Source organism: Candidatus Bathyarchaeia archaeon (assembly GCA_035283685.1).
Lineage (GTDB): Archaea > Thermoproteota > Bathyarchaeia > Bathyarchaeales > Bathyarchaeaceae > DATETJ01.
This window is the reverse complement of record DATETJ010000002.1, coordinates 593,434-610,432: the sequence shown is the minus strand read 5'-3', so window position 1 is coordinate 610,432 and position 16,999 is coordinate 593,434. Positions and strand designations below refer to the sequence as shown.

Sequence of the window (16,999 nt, the reverse complement as noted above, 5' to 3'; positions counted from 1 at the left end):
AATGGCTGAAGGAATCTACAATGACAACGCAGACTCACTGGAAATCTAGAAGACTTTCGCCAAGACTTCTTCAGGCTTGAACTCCTGTCTTGAGCGTACTGAGGCTTCTTCAACATACAGTTGAACAGCGTACTTCAAGGCGTCTTCGCTGACTGGAACATTCTCAGAATCGGATTGGAAGTAGTTGAGCAAAGATGCGGCAGACGCAAACCGTATGGCTCTGTCCTCTAAACGGGCCGAAAAAGTCACAAACTCGCGTGGAATGCGCTCCAAAATAGCGTTACGAGCCTTCTCAACCATCTCGTAGGCTTTAGGCGTGATCAAAACAGGCTTGGGACTGAATCGAGACGCAACCAAAGGGTGACCAGTCTCAATTGCATAGACAAGCGCCAAGTGATCCCGTATTTGCTTAGCACCCTTCTCAATGTCGATTTCGCCAAAAGCCAGCCGCATCTGGCTCTGGGCGATTTCAATGAACCGCTGCTTGGTAAGTCTGTGCAACCTGCATAACATGCGGTCTTCAATCGCGTTAAAGTTCGGGTCTTGAACCGTAACTTCATAACCTCGAGCATAGGTGGCAACGTTATAGTTGACACTGAAGAAATTATCGAACCTGTACGGTCCGATGACTTCGCGATGCAGTTCATATTTAATTTCGCCGCGTTCCATCGCCAGTTTCAGTGGCTCAACCATGCCCTTGTACTTGAACCAATCGTTGAATTCGGGCACAATGAAATTGAAGGTTCGACCCACGTACGCTTGTCCCATCCTGATAAAACGTGCTGGTGTGATGCCGCCAGCGTAACGGTTGCGTCCAGGAATGCCGTGCGAAAAAACCTTGGCGTCAGGCTTGCCCAAGATCATGTCTCTGGTGGAAAAGCTCTTGCCTGTGCCTGGCTCGCCAAAGAGTGAAAGGTTCCAACCTGTGCGCATGCCAGTTTTACCTCGTTCGTGAACAATATCCACGTTGGCTAAGCCATACTGCTGGGTGATGCTGAGCAGGCTGTCGAAGTAGAGAACTGGACCGAAAAGCTTCAGCAGATAGTCTGCCAAGGCGGGGGCTGAAAAGGTTTTGCCAAAGCGAATGGTTGAGTCGAGGCGAGTCTTCACCACGTTGTTCAGGTGCTGGTTTAGCTCAGCGTCCATCTTCTCGATTTCTTGTCGCTCCAGCGCCAAGTAGTCAACTTCGCCAATGTCGACAGAACCAATTGGCTGATCTGCAACAGTAGTGGTGGTTGGTGCAGGTTCGGGAGCAGCCATTCCCAGCTTCCCCTGAATTAGCGGAGAAATTTCTTCTGGAATCCTCCACTCTTTGTACCCGTCGCCTTGATATGAAACTGCGATGATTTTCATTCTTTCGAGTTCCTCGATTACGGGAACTGGGTCGACTTCGCGTTTCAAATGTGAGGTTAAATCCTTCACGCTGCAGCCTTTGCCCTGCGCTAGAAAGACTTTCACGATGTCTTGCCCGTTTTTCCCGTGCTGCTTGGTGACTTGACGCAGGTTATTCTCAATTGCTTTCCAAGAACCCTCAAGCAGCAACGCGCCATCTTCAAATGTGTAGTGCTTGCCTCTGAACGTTATCCATTCACGCGGCTTATGGCTTTGAAAGACTTCTTTGAGCTTGACATCATTTATGTTCGAGGCGATTTCAAATGCAGCTTGAACCTCGTCAACGCGCCAAGCGTTTTCGACACGTTCAAAATATGGCAAAGCAAGTTCCTTGCCGATTTCAAAAAGCTGCTGACGCGGGAAACTGCGTCTCAGCAAGATTCTTCGTTCTATTACGTTGTCTTCATCAGCCACTTGCTCTCGCCTCTATCCATGCCTTCACAAAGTTTTCTTCTTTCGGGGTTATCCAGTCCTCAGCCTTCAGTTCAGCAACGCCTTTGATCAACATATCCTTAAAGCTGTCTTTTAGCAGTATATTGCCTGATGCAGCAGCTTCGAGCAAATTTTGACTGAACACTTTGTCCGACTTCATCTTTTCTTCAGCTATGAAATCGAACATTCGACTCAATGCCTTAGATCTCGGCTGCAGAAACAGTCTGACCCTTGAGACGGCTCTGAAGTCACCAAGCTTCTTGCGAATAGTTGCTACAACGCCTTCAGAACTCATGACTTTGAGAGGTGGAAAAATGTGAAACCCCGTTGTTTTTCCGGCGTGGTAGCCGACTAAGTAGAATGGCAGGCAGAGAAGTGTAATATCACTGAACTGTGAAGCAATCCCTAATCTCTCAAGTTCCTCCGCCTCTTCCGCCTTTCTGTTACTCAGCACCTCGATTCGTTCCTTGACTTTCTCAACGACAAGCTTAAGCCCCTCATTCTCTCTCTGTTTGGCTTCAGTTTTTTCATCGCGTTGGGCTTCAACATCAGTTATTTTTCGCCTTTCTTGGTCAATCAACCATTGATAGCCTTGCTTCATTCTCTCAACGTCAGCGTCAGCTTGAGCACGAGTTTTTTCAATGAATTCTGCAAGAGCACGTATTCTTGCTTTCAGCTCACCGGATCTGTTTTCACCGGCTCGGATTCTGTGCTCCCAGTGCGCCTCACCTATCTTGTCATGTTTCCGGCTTCGAGCCTCTCGCTTTCTGACCAAATCAGCCCTGTTCAGATCCAGCCTTTGCAGTTCACGATCCCGCTTCTCCTTTTCCCTTTCCTTCCCTTTCAGCTCTGTCTCTGCAACTCGATTCATTTTTGCAACGCGAGCATCTCGTTCCTTCAGTAGCTGGTCTACTTTCTTCTCCACAGCTGGCTTAATCGAGGCGATCTGAGCGTCATAAGACTCACGCGTATGTCTGATTTCCGTCAGGATCATCTGCTCATGAAACTTCATTGTCTCCTGCAGCAGACTTCTTGCATAATCCAAGCTGTCTATCTCAGACTGAATCTGCTTATGAAGATCCTGCGATAACCTTGCGGTCTCAGTCGCTGCCTGCAAGTCGAGCTTAGGTGGCGCCAAAACAATAACGGAATTACTGTTCAATTTTTCGGTTGAGGCTTCCTTCACATACTCAGACAGTGCGGTCAACAAGGCCTTGTCGGCTATCAATGCATCCATTTGAACGTGGACGCGCCCAGCAAAGTCATTGAACGTGTTCAAATTCTTCTCCAACGCGTTTCGGAAAAGTTCTCGAATTGACGCTCCTCGCTCAACATCCTCGACAAACAGCGTTATGTCCGGAAGCTGTTGTTTAGCGATTACTGATGGAAAGAGTCCTAGACCGTCAACTATCAAAGACACGTTTTCCGACGGCACAGCCCACAACGGATAATGAAGCTTTGATACAAACGATATCTTTGCTGCGGCAGTGCCAAGCAGCCCTCGCTTTCGACGCTTGGCTTCGGCTAGGAGAAGCATTGCGGCAACCTCCATGCTTGGCGTGAAGGCTTTGGTTCTCTCTTTAGTTGACGCGGCGAAGGGCAGCTCTAGGCTTGTTGTGGGCATAACTGGGCTTCCACACCACAAATGAGGATTTTCGACTATTAACTTTTAAACATCGAAAACTGGGAGAGGCTTCACTTTTTGAACAGGAAGTCGAGCGATTTCTCTAAAAACTGGTGGTCGAGCTTTTCGTAAGCTTCTGTGCTGCCCACATCATACCAAAATGCATCTGACAGATAGCCGTAAATTGGCGCTCCGCTTTGAACAAGGTTGGGGACAACGTCGCCCATAAGATCGACTCCACGCTTCTTCGGAAAAAGCGCTTCAATGGTCTTGAGGGTTTCGCTTTCGAGAACCATGATTCCGATGCTAACAGGTTTGTCCAACTTGGGCTTTTCCTCGAAGCCCAGCAGTTTGCTGTCGCTGTCAACGTCAGCCAAGCCGACTCTAACAGTGAAGCCTGACGCTAAAGCAATAGTTGCCACAGCTTTCTTAAGCCTGTGAAAGTCAAGAAGCTTCTTCAGATCCATAGTTGTGACAATGTCGCCATAATAAACCAACAACGTGTCGCTCGGGCTTGCGAATCCTTGTTTGAAAGCGTTAAGCACTGAACCAGCGGTGCCCTTGAGCTCAGGCATATCTCGTATATACGAGATTTTAACGTCGAACCTTGAACCATTGTCAAAATAGTTTACAATTTGCTCAGCCTTGTAGTCCACCAGGAAGGCTAGGTCGTCGACGCCGTGAAACTTGAGCAGTCTAACAACGTATTCGAGCAGCGGCTTCTGTTTCAACCCGATGGGGATAAGAGCCTTGTTGAAATAATATGTGATGGGACGTAGTCGAGTGCCCGGTCCACCGCACAAGACCAAGCCTTTGACATCGCCCAACTGGGAATCACCTCTGCAGAAAAGACACACAATGGGGAAGTTGGAGGAGGCGGTTTTCGCTGGTCATTACTTCTTTTTCTCTGCCGCCTTAGCTTCTCCTTCCGGCTTTTCCTCTTCTTTCTTCTCTTCAGCTTCTATTTCTTCAATGGGTTTCGGAGGCGGAGTTGTAGCCATTGTCCAGCCGATCCACGCGCCGATGCCTAACACTGCGACGAAGGCTATCAGCACTGGAGTTGCGACAAGCCAATATCGAACATCAAGTCCCCCCAAGTCGATTAGGTTTTTCTTGATGTAGGGATCATAGAAAAACATGCCCGCGATGTACCCTATTATGAGGACTACGCAAACGATAAAGATTAATCCGCCTATCGCTTGATCTTTGCTCATAAATTTTCACCACCAATTTAGCCATGTTTAGAAAACAACCCTATTATAAGGTTTATTGTTAAAAATCAGATAGTTCCTTCTTCCCAAGAGGCAATGTACTTCCTTTGTTCCTGTGTGAGTGTGTCGATCTTTATGTTCATGGATTTCAGTTTTAACGTTGCCACCGTGTCGTCGATTTCCTTGGGTACATTGTGCACTTTGGTCTCAAGCTTCTTTGCTTTCATCAAGTATTCCGCGCACAGCGCTTGATTAGCGAAAGACATGTCCATGACTTCTGACGGATGACCTTCAGCAGAGGCAAGGTTCACTAGCCGTCCTTCAGCCAGAAGATACAGTTTCCTGCCGCTTTTCAACTGGTATTCCTCAAGGTTTGGACGAAGCGTCCGCTTCGAGACAGCAAGGCTTTCAAGGTCTGGAATGTTAATTTCCACGTTGAAATGCCCACTGTTGGCAAGTACAGCGCCGTCTTTCATTTTTGTCATGTGCTCCTTTCTGACGATGCTGGTGTCGCCTGTGACTGTTACAAATATGTCGCCCGCTGCTGCGGCTTCACTCAATGACATGACTTGAAAGCCGTCCATCGCTGCCTCCAACGCTCTTACGGGGTTTACCTCGGTCACGATTACATGTGCACCCATGCCTCGGGCTCTTGCGGCTAAGCCGCGTCCGCCCCAACCGTACCCGCACACCACAAAGTTCTTGCCTGCTAACAGTACGTTGGTGGCGCGGAGTATGCCGTCTATTGTGCTTTGTCCCGTGCCGTAGCGGTTGTCGAAGAGATACTTTGTGTAGGCATCATTTACTGCAATGATTGGGTATCTGAGGGCTTTCGCTTTTTCCATTGCTCTTAAGCGCACTACGCCTGTGGTTGTCTCTTCGGTGCCTCCTTTAACAGCTTTCATGACTTCTGTGCGCTTGGAATGCAGAGTGCCTACTAGGTCGGCGCCGTCGTCCAACGTGATTATTGGTTTGTGATCGATTACCTTGTTGACGCACCAGTAGTATTCGTCTGTCGTTTCGCCACGCCAAGCATAGACGTTCACGCCCATCTTAGCCAATGCAGCAGCCACCTCGTCCTGAGTGGACAGGGGGTTGGAACCGCACAACGCAATTCTCGCTCCGCCTGCCTTCAACGTTTGAACAAGAACTGCTGTTTCCTTAGTGACATGCAGGCAAGCGCCGAGGACAGCCCCTTTCAATGGTTTTTGTTTCTCAAATCGCTGTTTGATCTGATTCAAAACGGGCATGTGAGCTGAAGCCCATTCTATGAGAAGATTGCCCTGCTCAGCCAGTGACAAATCTTTAACTTTGAACTCCATTTTGTGTTTCACTGGTTTTCATCGTTATATCACGAAATATTTATATCTTTTCCGATCTGGTTATAAACCGTTTAGTGATAGCCGTTGACGGTAACAATTTATTCAAAATGAGGTGTGAGGGCAAATGGACCGGTATGACCAGCTTATCATTCAGATTCTACTTGAAAACAGTCGAACATCGTTGACTGAAATCAGTAGGAAATCCAAGTTGTCCCGTTTTGCCGTCAAAGACAGAGTTGAAAGGCTTTTTGCTGATGGTATTATCTTAGGATCAATGATTGTTGTCGATCCTAGGCTCTCAGGGATTGGGCGCACAGTCTTTTTTGAGTTGAAGACCAACCCGCATGAGCCGTGGCTTGCAAAGATGCTGGGAGAAACAGCTTCTTGCGATCTGTTAGATGGAATCGCCGGAGAATTCTCGCTCTTTGGCAGGTTTAGGCTAGTCGATGATGAGCATTTTAGCAGGATTTTGAAGAGAGTAGATGACGCTATGGGCAGAAGTTACTTCAAGAAGTACAGAGTTGTGAACGCAATAAAAATCTTCAAAGAATCCGGGGTTCCCCTTCAAACGGAGAAGGAAGAGTCTCTCAAAGTTGACGATGTGGACCTGAAGCTGCTTGAGATCCTTCTCAATCAAGCGGCATATGCGAAGTCGCCACTGCCTATTTCAACAGTCGAGCTTAGTAAACGATTGCGCCATTTTGGCGTTGCTATTTCCCAACCTGCGGTCTTCAACAGGCTGTCGCGCTTGGAGAAAAAGGGCGTAATCCTTCGACATACACTCAAAATGGACCACGCCAAAATAGGATTGCCGACCAAATTCATTGCCAGAATCAAGGTGAACCCAAACGTTTACGACGCGGTTGCACGAGAGTTTCTAGCTTCGATGCCCGAGATAATTGACCTCTATCGAACAGGCGAGGAATATGGGCTGTTAGCCACGGTGAGAGTGAAGGATGTGTCGGATTACAATTCTTTCCTTCTGAGACTTTATGATTCAAGAGACGTCATAGACACACATACAACATTAGTGCTGGAAGAAAGAAAAAGCTCTCCCCTATCGTTAAGAAAGGACTAGTCAACGCTCAGGAACCCAAAAAGAAACTGCTCTGGGCTTTTTCTTGAACTTGTTAGTATTACTGAAGGTAAGTGGGAGTTGATAACAAACTGAACAGCAGCGCAGTCCGTTATTCTTATTAGCATAGCCATTCAGTAAAAATCCACCATGCACGCAGAAATCGGCATCATCGGCGGAACAGGCGTCTACGACCCAAAACTGCTCAAAAACGTCAAAGAAATAAGACTACGCACACCCTACGGTGCACCTTCAGATGCAATCGCAGTAGGCGAACTAAAGGGCAGAAAAATCGCTTTCATTCCACGTCACGGAAGAAAACACACTATAAGGCCAACTGACATCAACGCCCGAGCTAACATATACGCGTTGAAGAAGTTGGGCGTCGAACGGATATTGGCGCCGTCAGCCGTCGGCTCACTTAAAGAGGAGTACAGCCCAGGCGACACGGTCATTGTTGACCAGTTCATTGACAGAACAACTAAGCGAGAACAATCGCTCTACACAGGAAAACAAGTGTGTCACATATCCGTAGCCGATCCCATGTGCCCCCAATTGAGAGGCATACTTGTAAAGACAGCTGAAGACATGAAAATCCGCTTCCACAAAACCGGAACGTACGTGTGCATTGAAGGCCCAAGATTCTCAACAAAAGCAGAATCCGAGATGCATAGAGGCTGGGGCGCAGACATAATCGGCATGACTCTCGTGCCCGAATGCGTACTAGCTCGAGAAGCCGAGATATGCTACGCTTGCATCGCGACCGTCACCGACTACGACGTATGGAAAGACCAGCCAGTCAACGCGGAAGAAGTCGCGAAAACCATGAAACAGAATATTGAAAAAATCAAAATGCTAATCACGGAAACCATAGCGGCATTGCCTAAAGAAAGGACGTGCGAATGTGGACACGCGCTGAAGAACGCGTTGGTTTAGGAATACAACCAGAAATGGTGAAGCGAATGGACCTCAAATCGAAGATTAGGAGAATACCTGAGTTCAAAGGCGTCGTCTTCTGGGACATAACCACCCTCCTCAAAGACAAAGATGCCTTCAAAGAATGCATCAGGAAGCTGGCTAGTCACTACAGAGGTAAACACGTTGACGTTGTGGTGTCGAGTGAGGCACGAGGCTTTATAATTGGAGGCGCACTAGCCTACGAGCTCGGAGCTGGCTTCGTTCCGATACGGAAGAAGGGAAAATTACCGTACAAAGCGGTCAGTCTGACGTACAAGAAGGAATATGAAGCAGACACCATAGAAATGCACGAGGACGCTGTCAAGCCAGGTCAAAAAGTCTTACTTATCGATGATCTGCTTGCCACAGGCGGCACGATTAAAGCTAACGCTGAACTTGTCGAGAAACTCGGCGGCAAAATCGTTGGCATAGGCTTCCTGATAGAATTGGGCTACCTCCACGGGAGAGAAGCTTTAGGCAACAAATACGATGTTTTCTCGATCATAAACTTTGAAACAACCGCAGGATGACCATTCGCTTTTTTCGTTTCCACCTCTTCTATGTAGAACCCGTTTGAACGATCGAACCAGAAAGGCGTTCGCTAGGGTTAAATCAAACTTGCTACAGATGTTGCTTCAGGGTGAGGCAACGTGCCAAAAAGCTTTTTTCAGAAGATTCTCTTAGCTGTTGATGGTTCAGAAACCAGCCTTCAAGCTGAAGAACTCTCTGTGATGTTCGCCAAGAAATTCCAGTCAAAGGTCACAGCGGTCCACGCCGTTCCTGAACAGCTTTTGGACCTCGGTGCCAAAACACCTACAGATATTCCGAAAGCTGTTCTAAGCGAGGTCTCAGAGTGGTTTGTCACCAAGGGAGAAGATGTTCTGAAGAACACTCAAGCGTTGTTTCAGGAAGAAGGCGTTAAAATAGAGGCTAGATTGGCGCATGGCGATCCGGCGGAGAACATCATCACTTTAGCTGCAAAGGAGAAATTTGATCTGATCATTGCGGGGACCCGTGGGGAAACAGAAGCAGAACTCTATTCACTGGGAAGTACAGCTGAGAAAATATCGAGACATGCCGAGTGCTCGGTCTTGGTTGTCAAAGAAAAAAGCAGTATTTCTAAGATCCTTGTCGGTTTTGACGGTTCCGAGAAAGCCCAGATAGGTCTCAAACATGCTGTTCATCTGGCTCAGAAGCTGGACGCCGAAATCACAGTTGTGAATGTGCAGGAGCGCCGCCTTTTCGAACCTAAACCTGCAATTGCTCAAAAGCTTGGAAAACGCATCTTGTTACAGGCCGCTGCTGAGCTTAAAGGAGTTGATGCAAGGCAGAGGTTGGAGTTTGGAAATCCGGCTGAAGGAATCATCGAACTCGCGAATAAAGAGAATTTTGACCTTATTGTCGTTGGAAGCAGAGGCTTGAGTCGCGCGAAAAGATTTTTGTTAGGCAGCGTAAGCGATGACGTTGCCCATCATTCACGTTGTTCAGTCCTGATCGCTAGATGAAATCTTTGCGTCTGGAACGAGAAAAGAGATAAAAGACCGTCGAACTCGGTTTCTTGATGACGACCATGGCTTCAAACTGGTGGGAAGCGGTACTCTGGGCTTTAAGAGTCAACGGCCTAATCCTAATCATTGATTTTATCCTTTTGGCGATTTGGATGCTTCTCCAGAGTGCCAGCCTCATTGTGCCGGTCAGAAAGGATTTTTTGGCAGTTCTCTTGCTCTTGGAATCCGCCCTTGTGTTTCTGACGGGGGGCGCTGTGGCCATGTCGACGTCAATTTTCCCAACTAAAATTAGGGAGTATTTCTTTCGTTCCAAGGAGAAATGGTCAGCTGAAAAACACAAGAAGAGCGAAGCTAGGGCTAACTTGTACATCTTAGTCGGAGTTTTCCTGCTATTGGAATCTGTTGGCTTCGCGCTTTTTCTTTAGACTCATACCTGAGTTTGAGAATGAAGAAACAAAAAAATGGGTAATAGGCCTATTATGGCCTTTTTCGCATCATCCAGAAGTTGATGAACCCTATCACAACGGCTATGACTATCGCTATGGCTGCCACGTAAGTCAATGTTTGCACTGAGCCTTGTAATGCGCCAACCTGGTCTGTCAGGTCTCCCACTTCGTCTGTTAGGTCCACTATGTCTTCGTTGAACGGCGCGAAGAGGTCGCTTACTGAGGATACATTCAGCGATCTAAGGTATGTCCATTCTCCTCCAGCTGAGGCTTGACGATCGAACAAGTAGTAGTAGAATACCCCTGTGGCTGTAGGTGTCACTGTGAAGCTGTACCAGCCTGCCAAGTCAGTGGTTGTTTGTCCAATCATTAGAGATGTTGAGTTGTATGTTGCGTTGTTCTTCGCTTCCATCAATTGGAGTTCTCTGCTAGCGAGCGGAGTTCCAGTCTTTGGGAAATAGCCTGAAACCACTGTGGACATTCCAAGGATGAATTCTGGAAGCGTTGGCGGAAGTGGTGGACCAGGAACGGTGTAGCCGGCTTTCTGCAACAGTTCTCTAGCTTTGGTCAAATCGTACGGTCTTGAAGTGATTGAAGCGTTATAATATGGTTGAGTTGGCAACATCGGCGTTACTCCAGGGTCTCCGAACCCAGAGAGCAGGTTATCTATGATTAATTGTCTCGGAACAGCGTAGTCAAAAGCTTGTCTCACGTATCTTGCTGCCTCAGCAGCTCTTGACGGGGTAGCCTTGCCCAACGGCGTGTCAACGCCAGTTCCAAAGATTGGATGTCGCATGTTGTAACCGATTTCCTGTCTGCCTGCACCTTCAAGGTTGAAAATGGTTGCCCATGATGAATCTATTGTTCCAGGAGTTATGACTTCAGTGTGCATTTGATAGTTCGGGTCCAGCATGTCAACCTCGTTGTTCTTCAATGCCGCGATTGCTGCAGTTTTATCCGCGATGAACCTGATGTAGTAGTCTACAACTTCGTATCGTCCCTCGTTTTCCAAGGCTGTCTTATTCCAATACTGGTCGAACTTTTGAAGATGGACAAGCTGTGCTGTGGAGTCGAATTCAATCCACTTGTATGGTCCTGTTCCCACAGGCCCGTAATAGGTGCCGACTCCGGGCACGACCGTTGATCCTTCACCTGTGTTGAAGACGCTGCTAGTCCAATCAGCAGTTGGTATATTGCTGAAGATGTGATACGGAATGATGTTGTTTCCGAAAGCTAAGAGATACGGGTAGATGTAGCCAAAGGGTTTGCCCCCGGTCAACTCAGGAAGTGAGAAGTCTACTCTGTAAGTGCTTGTTGCGTTGATGGTTCCTTTTCTTGTGCCGCTGCCAAGGGTTGTTGTTGTTGTGTTTTCCCATTTGAAGTCGACGCTGTCTCCAAAGACGCTTTGGAAGTAGCCTACGAACTGAGAGCCAGTGTTAGCATTCATGAGTGCCCATAGAGAAAACACCACGTCATCTGCAGTAAAGTCGTAATCGTCATGCCATTTGACACCAGGTCTGAGGTTTAGTGTCCATTTGACGTTGTCGGCGCTGTGATTCCAATCGGTTAGCAGAGCAGGGATAAATTCCCTTTCATTGTTAACTTGAACAAGTCCGCCGAAGATTGGAGAGGTTATTATGGTGTCATACCATGAGTTTGACAAAGGCGGAATCAAGGACTCGATTTCTCCAGTCGAAGCGAAGACGAGCCGTGTTTTGGGTGACGTTTCGTTGGTGTAGAGAAATTCCGGGTTAATCTGAGCGTTAAAGTAGATCCAGTCATAACCTTTGACTTCAGGCGTTATGAGCGCCGGACGCTCATCGTAGAATATCTGCGAAGCAGGGACGTCCTCGAAATACACTGACTGCCATTCTTGCAAGCTCTGCTCTTGAATTGTAACATTAGTTGATGTGATAAACGTGTCCAAGAGATCGTTGCTTCTAGAGTTATTCCATAGGAGGTAATTCTGCCCCGTAGGCGCAAAGAACCCTGGATCCCCTCCATAGTAACCCTGTCTAGGCTCAGGGAGCAACCCAGGTGTCCAGCCGACCAACTGTATGTCGAAGCCGCCTTGGTCCCATGTTTTGCCGACTATGTCAAGGGGTGGAGTGAACACACGATCGAACACCGCAGTCCAGCCAAGAAACACAACTCGAGCATCGATCCCCAATTGCTGCAGGGAATTGGCGAATATCTGTCCCCATTGTCTCCTTACCAGGTTAGCGTTTCCGGGAGCAATTAAAGTAACTTTGAACAATGGCTGTTGCTGTGCTTCGACCAGACTCGGCAGCATCAATGAAAACGTCAACATTGAGGCTAAAGACAGCAGTAGTAAGGTTCTTTTGAGATTTTGCACGATTTTTCACCTTTCTTTTCAGTCGTAACCCTATATCTTAGACTTTAGGTTTATATGTTTTAAGGTGTATAGCGCCAATGCTTTTTGCATATTCTGCGAATAGAAGTATTTTCTATACATAAGAGATATTAACTTCAATCACTCCACGATTTTTGATGGAATCTTGACAAGCAAAACACGCAAGAAACCAAACGTACGAGACATGGTCAAGAGACCAGACACTTTAATCAAAACAGCAAGCCAAAACATCCAAAGAGCCACGAAGTATTTCCTCCACGGATGCGCATTTTCGTCATTGTTTTTCACGTTCTATTTGGTGCTGACTACTGCGGTACCATTGTTAACGGACGTTGTCGCCAAAATAGGACCTATCGTAGTCTTTGTAGCTTTCTCCTTGTTCGCGGCCAGTATAAACGCGCTTGTAACTGGACGCCTATGGTTCAAAGTCACGTACAGACCATTTGATCTGCTTTTCCATGGGCTGGTCTTGTTTGGCATAATATACGCCGTGAACAGCATCATCATCGCATGGCCGTACTCAGCTTCTCCAAGCATTGAGAGTGCTATAATCACTTTAGCCATCGCTTCATTCGTTGACGGATTTATCGCGAAAACGGTTGCGGGACAGTGGAAACATGAACGGATGACGATGGCTACTGCGAGGAGCTTTCTGACCAGCGCAATTTTCAAGTACATTGTAAGGAGGCTGCTGTACATGATACCATTGTTCATAGGCATATCCATTGTCAGTTTCTTTGTTATGTACGCAGCGGGAGATCCCCTAAACATAATAAAAGTCGGTAGACCAACAGTAGATCAAGCGACATTAGATGCTCTAAAAGCATATTATGGACTCGATAAGCCAATACCCATTCAATACTTGAACTGGCTTTCGAACCTTCTGCAAGGCAACTTCGGCAAATCGCTTTATGGAGGAAGGCCCGTAAGCCTTATGATTGGAAACTGGTTTTGGGAAACCGTCAAACTTCAATTGGTCTCGACGCTGTTGGCTTTTTTCATCTCTATTCCCATCGGAATAAACTCTGCAAAGAAGCAATATTCAAAGCAGGATATTGCTGTCACATCAGGCTCATTGTTCGGAGTTTCAATGCCGACTTTCTGGCTTGGACTTATCCTGATAATAGTTTTCTCATATAGACTGGGCTGGTTACCCTCCGCAGGCGCATACGGAGAACCGAATTACTGGTGGGACAACCCGTTTCTGGACCAAATTGCGCATCTAATTCTGCCTGTAACTGTGCTCGTCTACGTTTCACTGGCTCAGAACGTACGACTTATCCGGGCCAATATGCTTGAAGTCCTAAGATCCGACTACATTCTAGCAGCGCGAGCTAGCGGATTGAGCGAGCGCACAATAATATACAAATACGCTTTGAGGAATGCCGTCAGCCCTGTTATCACGTTCCTTGGAGTATCACTCGGCGCCATTATCGCAGGAGCTCCACTGACGGAATACACGTTCAGTTGGCCTGGACTCGGCCGGCGGTTCGTTGAAGCCGCGATCCGATTAGATTTTCCAGTAGTCATGGGAATTACCATGATTATCACTATCATGACATTGATTGCGAATCTGGTAGTCGATATCATCTACGTTTACATAGATCCCAGAATTAGGCTCAGGTAGACAAAAGAAATGACCGCACAGAAAAGACAGAAACCTCCAAGACGCTCAGCTAGTCAGTGGGCTGTGGCATGGCGAAGATTCAAAAGAAACAAGCCGGGGGTGCTCGGCCTTATCTTGGTTGCAATCCTATTCTCATTCCCGATCTTCGAATGGGTTTTCACCCAAATGGGTTGGATTCTTCCAGCCAGGCCTGATCGAGATTCCCTTGCGTTCCTCTACACTGGCGAAACTGGTCAGCCGCCGACCTTGGAGAATCTGTTCGAGCAACCCTTCAGCCTGACAAAGTTGTTTGGAACAACTCGAATAGGCTCAGACGTTTTAAGTGAAGTAGTTCACGCGACGAAGTATACGCTGTATGTTGGAGTTCTGGTCACAGCAATAACAATGCTATTGTCCATCATAGTTGGAGCGATAGCCGGTTTCTTCGGAGGGTGGGTTGACAACATCTTAATGAGAATCGCAGAAGTATTCCTGGTTTTTCCCTCTCTCTTACTCATTCTCGTGTTTGTTAGAGTATTCAGTCTAACTGTGGGTGATCCGTTTTGGACAGTGCCTTTTCTCAACCTTCAAATACCAACAGGTCTTACCATTGTTATTTTTGTTGTGGCTATTTTCAACTGGGGATCTAACGCCAGAATGATTCGAGGCGAGTTCCTGAGGCTTAGAGAACTGGAGTTTGTGGAGGCGGAAAGGGCGCTTGGAGCCGGCAACAGCCGAATAATCTTCCGACACATATTACCTAACCTGTTGTCCTCAGTGATAGTAGTCTCAAGTTTGACGATAGCCTACGCGATCTTGTTGGAAGCTGCCGTCAGCTTTCTCGGCTTCGGAGACGTCAACACACTAACGTGGGGGCAAATCCTTCAAGAGAACTTTGGCGACGCAAGCACAGTATGGTGGGCAGAGTTTTTCCCAGGCTTAGCTATATTGTTCAGTGTATTTGCCTTCAACCTGCTCGGCGACGGCCTGTCAGACGCCTTAAACCCAAGGCTACGTGAATGAAGGAGGATTTCAAAGATGTCTGCAACAATATTGAACATCGACGGACTGAAGACACATTTTTTCACTGAAGCAGGGATAGTTCAAGCGGTAGATGGCATCTCCTTCAGCTTGAAGAGGGGCGAGTCACTAGGGTTGGTTGGGGAGTCCGGTTCAGGGAAAACCGTGACTGCCTTATCGGTTCTAAGAATTGTGCCCAAGCCCGGCAGAATAGTCGGTGGAACAATCGAGTTTAATGGCGAAAATCTGCTCAAAAAGACAGAAGACACTATGCGCAAACTGCGGGGAGGCGACATCGCCATCATCTTCCAAGACCCTTCCTCTTCCTTGAACCCCGTGTACACGGTTGAGACCCAGCTTTCAGACGTCATACGCGCTCATCAAGACCTTGCCGAGCAAGACGTCAACGACAAAGCAGTCGAGCTTCTGAAGCTAGTTGGGCTTCCCGAACCCGAGACCAGAATGCAAGAGTACCCCCATCAGTTCAGCGGAGGCATGAAGCAGCGTGTGGCTATTGCAAGAGCCCTCGCCTGCGAACCCAAACTACTATTCGCCGATGAGCCAACTACCAATCTGGATGTGACGATTCAAGCGCAAGTGCTCCGTCTGCTAAACGATTTGAAAAGCAGGCTTGGAATGTCGCTCGTCATGATCACCCACGACATGGGCATAATAGCTGAGTTGACCGCTAGAACGGTCGTGTTGTATGCTGGACGCGTTTGCGAAATCGCCCGGACACCTGACCTTTTTGTTGAGCCGCGACATCCCTACACCGCTGCTTTGCTCGCCGCGGTTCCCCGACTTGATATGAGGAAGATGTTACGGGTAATTCCTGGCAACATACCGAATCTTATTGATCCTCCAACCGGATGCCGTTTCCATCCGCGCTGCGAATACGCCGTGGAAGCCTGCAAGGAGGAACAGCCCGTTCTTGAGCAGGTTGGACCCGAGCATTTTGTGGCATGCTATCGATGGCGTGATATTAGGCTGAAGGGAGAACGAGTCTCGCATGAGTGACGCGATCATTCAAGTCAAGCATTTGAGGAAGTGGTTTCCTGTTTTCTCCCGAGGCGTTCTGCTAAAGAAGTCAATTGGCGTTGTCCACGCTGTTGACAACATTGACTTTGATATCAGAAAAGGAGAAACTTTTGGCCTCGTCGGAGAGAGCGGATGCGGCAAGACCACGGTTGCTAGGCTTATACTGAACCTAATTGAGCCCACAGCTGGAGAAATATATTTCCAAGGCGAGAACGTCTACAAGAAGTTTAAGTCAGGCAACAACGAGGAGAAGCTTCGTCTCAGACGGAAGATGCAGTTGATTTTTCAGAACCCATATGGATCACTAGATCCACGTATGACGGTTTTTGACATCATATCTGAACCTTTCATTATTCACAAGCACGTTCCTAAGAAAGAGTGGAAAGACCGCGTTTACAAGCTCCTAAGCTTAGTTGGCCTCGAGGAGTACCATGCCGAACGGTACCCCCACGAGTTCAGCGGAGGACAGCGACAAAGAATCTGCATAGCTCGAGCTTTGGCGGTTGAACCTGACTTTCTGATTGCAGATGAGCCTGTGTCCTCGTTGGATGTTTCTATTAGAGCGCAGATTCTCAATTTGCTAGGCGACCTTCAAAAAGAAATGACCCTCACTTACCTGTACATCTCACACGATTTGAGCTCTGTAAGACAGATCAGCAACAGAGTCGCAGTCATGTATCTCGGCGAAATTGTCGAGCTTGCAGACACAGATGAACTGTTTGACAAGCCTATTCACCCGTATACGCAGGCGCTTATTCAAGCAGTTCCGATCCCAGACCCGGAGACGAAGCGGCTGAGAATCATCTTGGCCGGAGAGGTTCCAAGCCCAATTAACCCGCCAAAAGGGTGCAGGTTTAGGCCACGATGCCCATACGCGAAAGAATGCAAGAAGGAAGAAGCACCGAAACTCATTGATGCCGGCGGCGGCCACCTAGTAGCCTGCCACATAATCCGTTACAGCTAATGCTGTCATGTGTTGTCGTCTTTCTGCTTT

Annotated in this window: 15 protein-coding genes; 9 read left to right on the top strand and 6 right to left on the bottom strand. The window is 47.7% G+C overall.

Annotated elements, in window-relative coordinates; translation table 11 throughout:
• Positions 1 to 45 precede the first annotated feature (45 nt).
• The 5 genes from VJ249_03340 to ahcY all read right to left on the bottom strand — a co-directional run bounded on the left by VJ249_03340 (position 46) and on the right by ahcY (position 5,981).
• Positions 46 to 1,806: a hypothetical protein gene (locus tag VJ249_03340; protein ID HKZ93602.1), complete on the bottom strand. Its 1,761-nt coding sequence runs from the start codon at positions 1,804 to 1,806 to the stop codon at positions 46 to 48.
• Positions 1,799 to 3,448: a hypothetical protein gene (locus tag VJ249_03335; protein HKZ93601.1), complete on the bottom strand. Its 1,650-nt coding sequence runs from the start codon at positions 3,446 to 3,448 to the stop codon at positions 1,799 to 1,801. The genes VJ249_03340 and VJ249_03335 overlap by 8 nt, the downstream gene beginning before the upstream one ends.
• Before the next feature lie 71 nt (positions 3,449 to 3,519).
• Positions 3,520 to 4,275: a nucleotidyltransferase family protein gene (locus VJ249_03330; GenBank protein ID HKZ93600.1), complete on the bottom strand. Its 756-nt coding sequence runs from the start codon at positions 4,273 to 4,275 to the stop codon at positions 3,520 to 3,522.
• Between the two features lie 66 nt (positions 4,276 to 4,341).
• Positions 4,342 to 4,662, bottom strand: coding sequence for a transcriptional regulator (locus VJ249_03325; protein ID HKZ93599.1), 321 nt, complete (start codon positions 4,660 to 4,662; stop codon positions 4,342 to 4,344).
• Between the two features lie 65 nt (positions 4,663 to 4,727).
• Positions 4,728 to 5,981: an adenosylhomocysteinase gene (gene ahcY, locus VJ249_03320; protein HKZ93598.1), complete on the bottom strand. Its 1,254-nt coding sequence runs from the start codon at positions 5,979 to 5,981 to the stop codon at positions 4,728 to 4,730.
• A gap of 124 nt (positions 5,982 to 6,105) precedes the next feature.
• Here ahcY and VJ249_03315 point away from each other — a divergent pair, with 124 nt between their 5' ends.
• From VJ249_03315 to VJ249_03295, 5 genes are all read left to right on the top strand, one after another.
• Positions 6,106 to 7,059, top strand: coding sequence for an Lrp/AsnC family transcriptional regulator (locus VJ249_03315; GenBank protein ID HKZ93597.1), 954 nt, complete (start codon positions 6,106 to 6,108; stop codon positions 7,057 to 7,059).
• A gap of 147 nt (positions 7,060 to 7,206) precedes the next feature.
• A complete protein-coding gene (locus VJ249_03310; GenBank protein ID HKZ93596.1) occupies positions 7,207 to 7,992 on the top strand; it encodes an S-methyl-5'-thioadenosine phosphorylase in 786 nt (261 codons plus the stop codon).
• A gap of 26 nt (positions 7,993 to 8,018) precedes the next feature.
• On the top strand, positions 8,019 to 8,543 hold the full coding sequence (locus VJ249_03305) for an adenine phosphoribosyltransferase (protein ID HKZ93595.1): 525 nt from the start codon (positions 8,019 to 8,021) through the stop codon (positions 8,541 to 8,543).
• 120 nt (positions 8,544 to 8,663) lie between these two features.
• Positions 8,664 to 9,518, top strand: coding sequence for a universal stress protein (locus tag VJ249_03300; GenBank protein ID HKZ93594.1), 855 nt, complete (start codon positions 8,664 to 8,666; stop codon positions 9,516 to 9,518).
• Between the two features lie 65 nt (positions 9,519 to 9,583).
• Entirely contained in the window at positions 9,584 to 9,946 is a 363-nt protein-coding gene (locus tag VJ249_03295) for a hypothetical protein (protein ID HKZ93593.1), read from the top strand.
• 52 nt (positions 9,947 to 9,998) lie between these two features.
• Here VJ249_03295 and VJ249_03290 read toward each other — a convergent pair whose 3' ends face one another.
• On the bottom strand, positions 9,999 to 12,323 hold the full coding sequence (locus tag VJ249_03290) for an ABC transporter substrate-binding protein (GenBank protein ID HKZ93592.1): 2,325 nt from the start codon (positions 12,321 to 12,323) through the stop codon (positions 9,999 to 10,001).
• Positions 12,324 to 12,486: 163 nt separating this feature from the next.
• Here VJ249_03290 and VJ249_03285 point away from each other — a divergent pair, with 163 nt between their 5' ends.
• Genes VJ249_03285 through VJ249_03270 form a run of 4 tightly spaced genes read left to right on the top strand, consistent with a single transcriptional unit; the run spans position 12,487 to position 16,969 of the window.
• Entirely contained in the window at positions 12,487 to 13,968 is a 1,482-nt protein-coding gene (locus VJ249_03285; GenBank protein HKZ93591.1) for an ABC transporter permease, read from the top strand.
• Positions 13,969 to 13,977: 9 nt separating this feature from the next.
• Positions 13,978 to 14,970: an ABC transporter permease gene (locus VJ249_03280; GenBank protein HKZ93590.1), complete on the top strand. Its 993-nt coding sequence runs from the start codon at positions 13,978 to 13,980 to the stop codon at positions 14,968 to 14,970.
• A gap of 15 nt (positions 14,971 to 14,985) precedes the next feature.
• Positions 14,986 to 15,984 (top strand): ABC transporter ATP-binding protein, encoded by a 999-nt coding sequence (locus tag VJ249_03275; GenBank protein HKZ93589.1) that lies wholly within the window; start codon positions 14,986 to 14,988, stop codon positions 15,982 to 15,984.
• Positions 15,977 to 16,969, top strand: coding sequence for an oligopeptide/dipeptide ABC transporter ATP-binding protein (locus tag VJ249_03270; protein HKZ93588.1), 993 nt, complete (start codon positions 15,977 to 15,979; stop codon positions 16,967 to 16,969). Before VJ249_03275 ends, VJ249_03270 begins: the two co-directional genes overlap by 8 nt.
• Positions 16,970 to 16,999: the final 30 nt, after the last annotated feature.

What these genes read in the sequence shown, in the direction of transcription:
- VJ249_03335 (HKZ93601.1), bottom strand. Translation starts at nt 3,448, where the DNA reads ATGCCCACAACAAGCCTAGAGCTGCCCTTCGCCGCGTCAACTAAAGAG.
- VJ249_03325 (HKZ93599.1), bottom strand. Translation starts at nt 4,662, where the DNA reads ATGAGCAAAGATCAAGCGATAGGCGGATTAATCTTTATCGTTTGCGTA.
- ahcY (HKZ93598.1), bottom strand. Translation starts at nt 5,981, where the DNA reads ATGGAGTTCAAAGTTAAAGATTTGTCACTGGCTGAGCAGGGCAATCTT.
- VJ249_03315 (HKZ93597.1), top strand. Translation starts at nt 6,106, where the DNA reads ATGGACCGGTATGACCAGCTTATCATTCAGATTCTACTTGAAAACAGT.
- VJ249_03310 (HKZ93596.1), top strand. Translation starts at nt 7,207, where the DNA reads ATGCACGCAGAAATCGGCATCATCGGCGGAACAGGCGTCTACGACCCA.
- VJ249_03305 (HKZ93595.1), top strand. Translation starts at nt 8,019, where the DNA reads ATGGACCTCAAATCGAAGATTAGGAGAATACCTGAGTTCAAAGGCGTC.
- VJ249_03295 (HKZ93593.1), top strand. Translation starts at nt 9,584, where the DNA reads ATGGCTTCAAACTGGTGGGAAGCGGTACTCTGGGCTTTAAGAGTCAAC.
- VJ249_03280 (HKZ93590.1), top strand. Translation starts at nt 13,978, where the DNA reads ATGACCGCACAGAAAAGACAGAAACCTCCAAGACGCTCAGCTAGTCAG.
- VJ249_03275 (HKZ93589.1), top strand. Translation starts at nt 14,986, where the DNA reads ATGTCTGCAACAATATTGAACATCGACGGACTGAAGACACATTTTTTC.
- VJ249_03270 (HKZ93588.1), top strand. Translation starts at nt 15,977, where the DNA reads ATGAGTGACGCGATCATTCAAGTCAAGCATTTGAGGAAGTGGTTTCCT.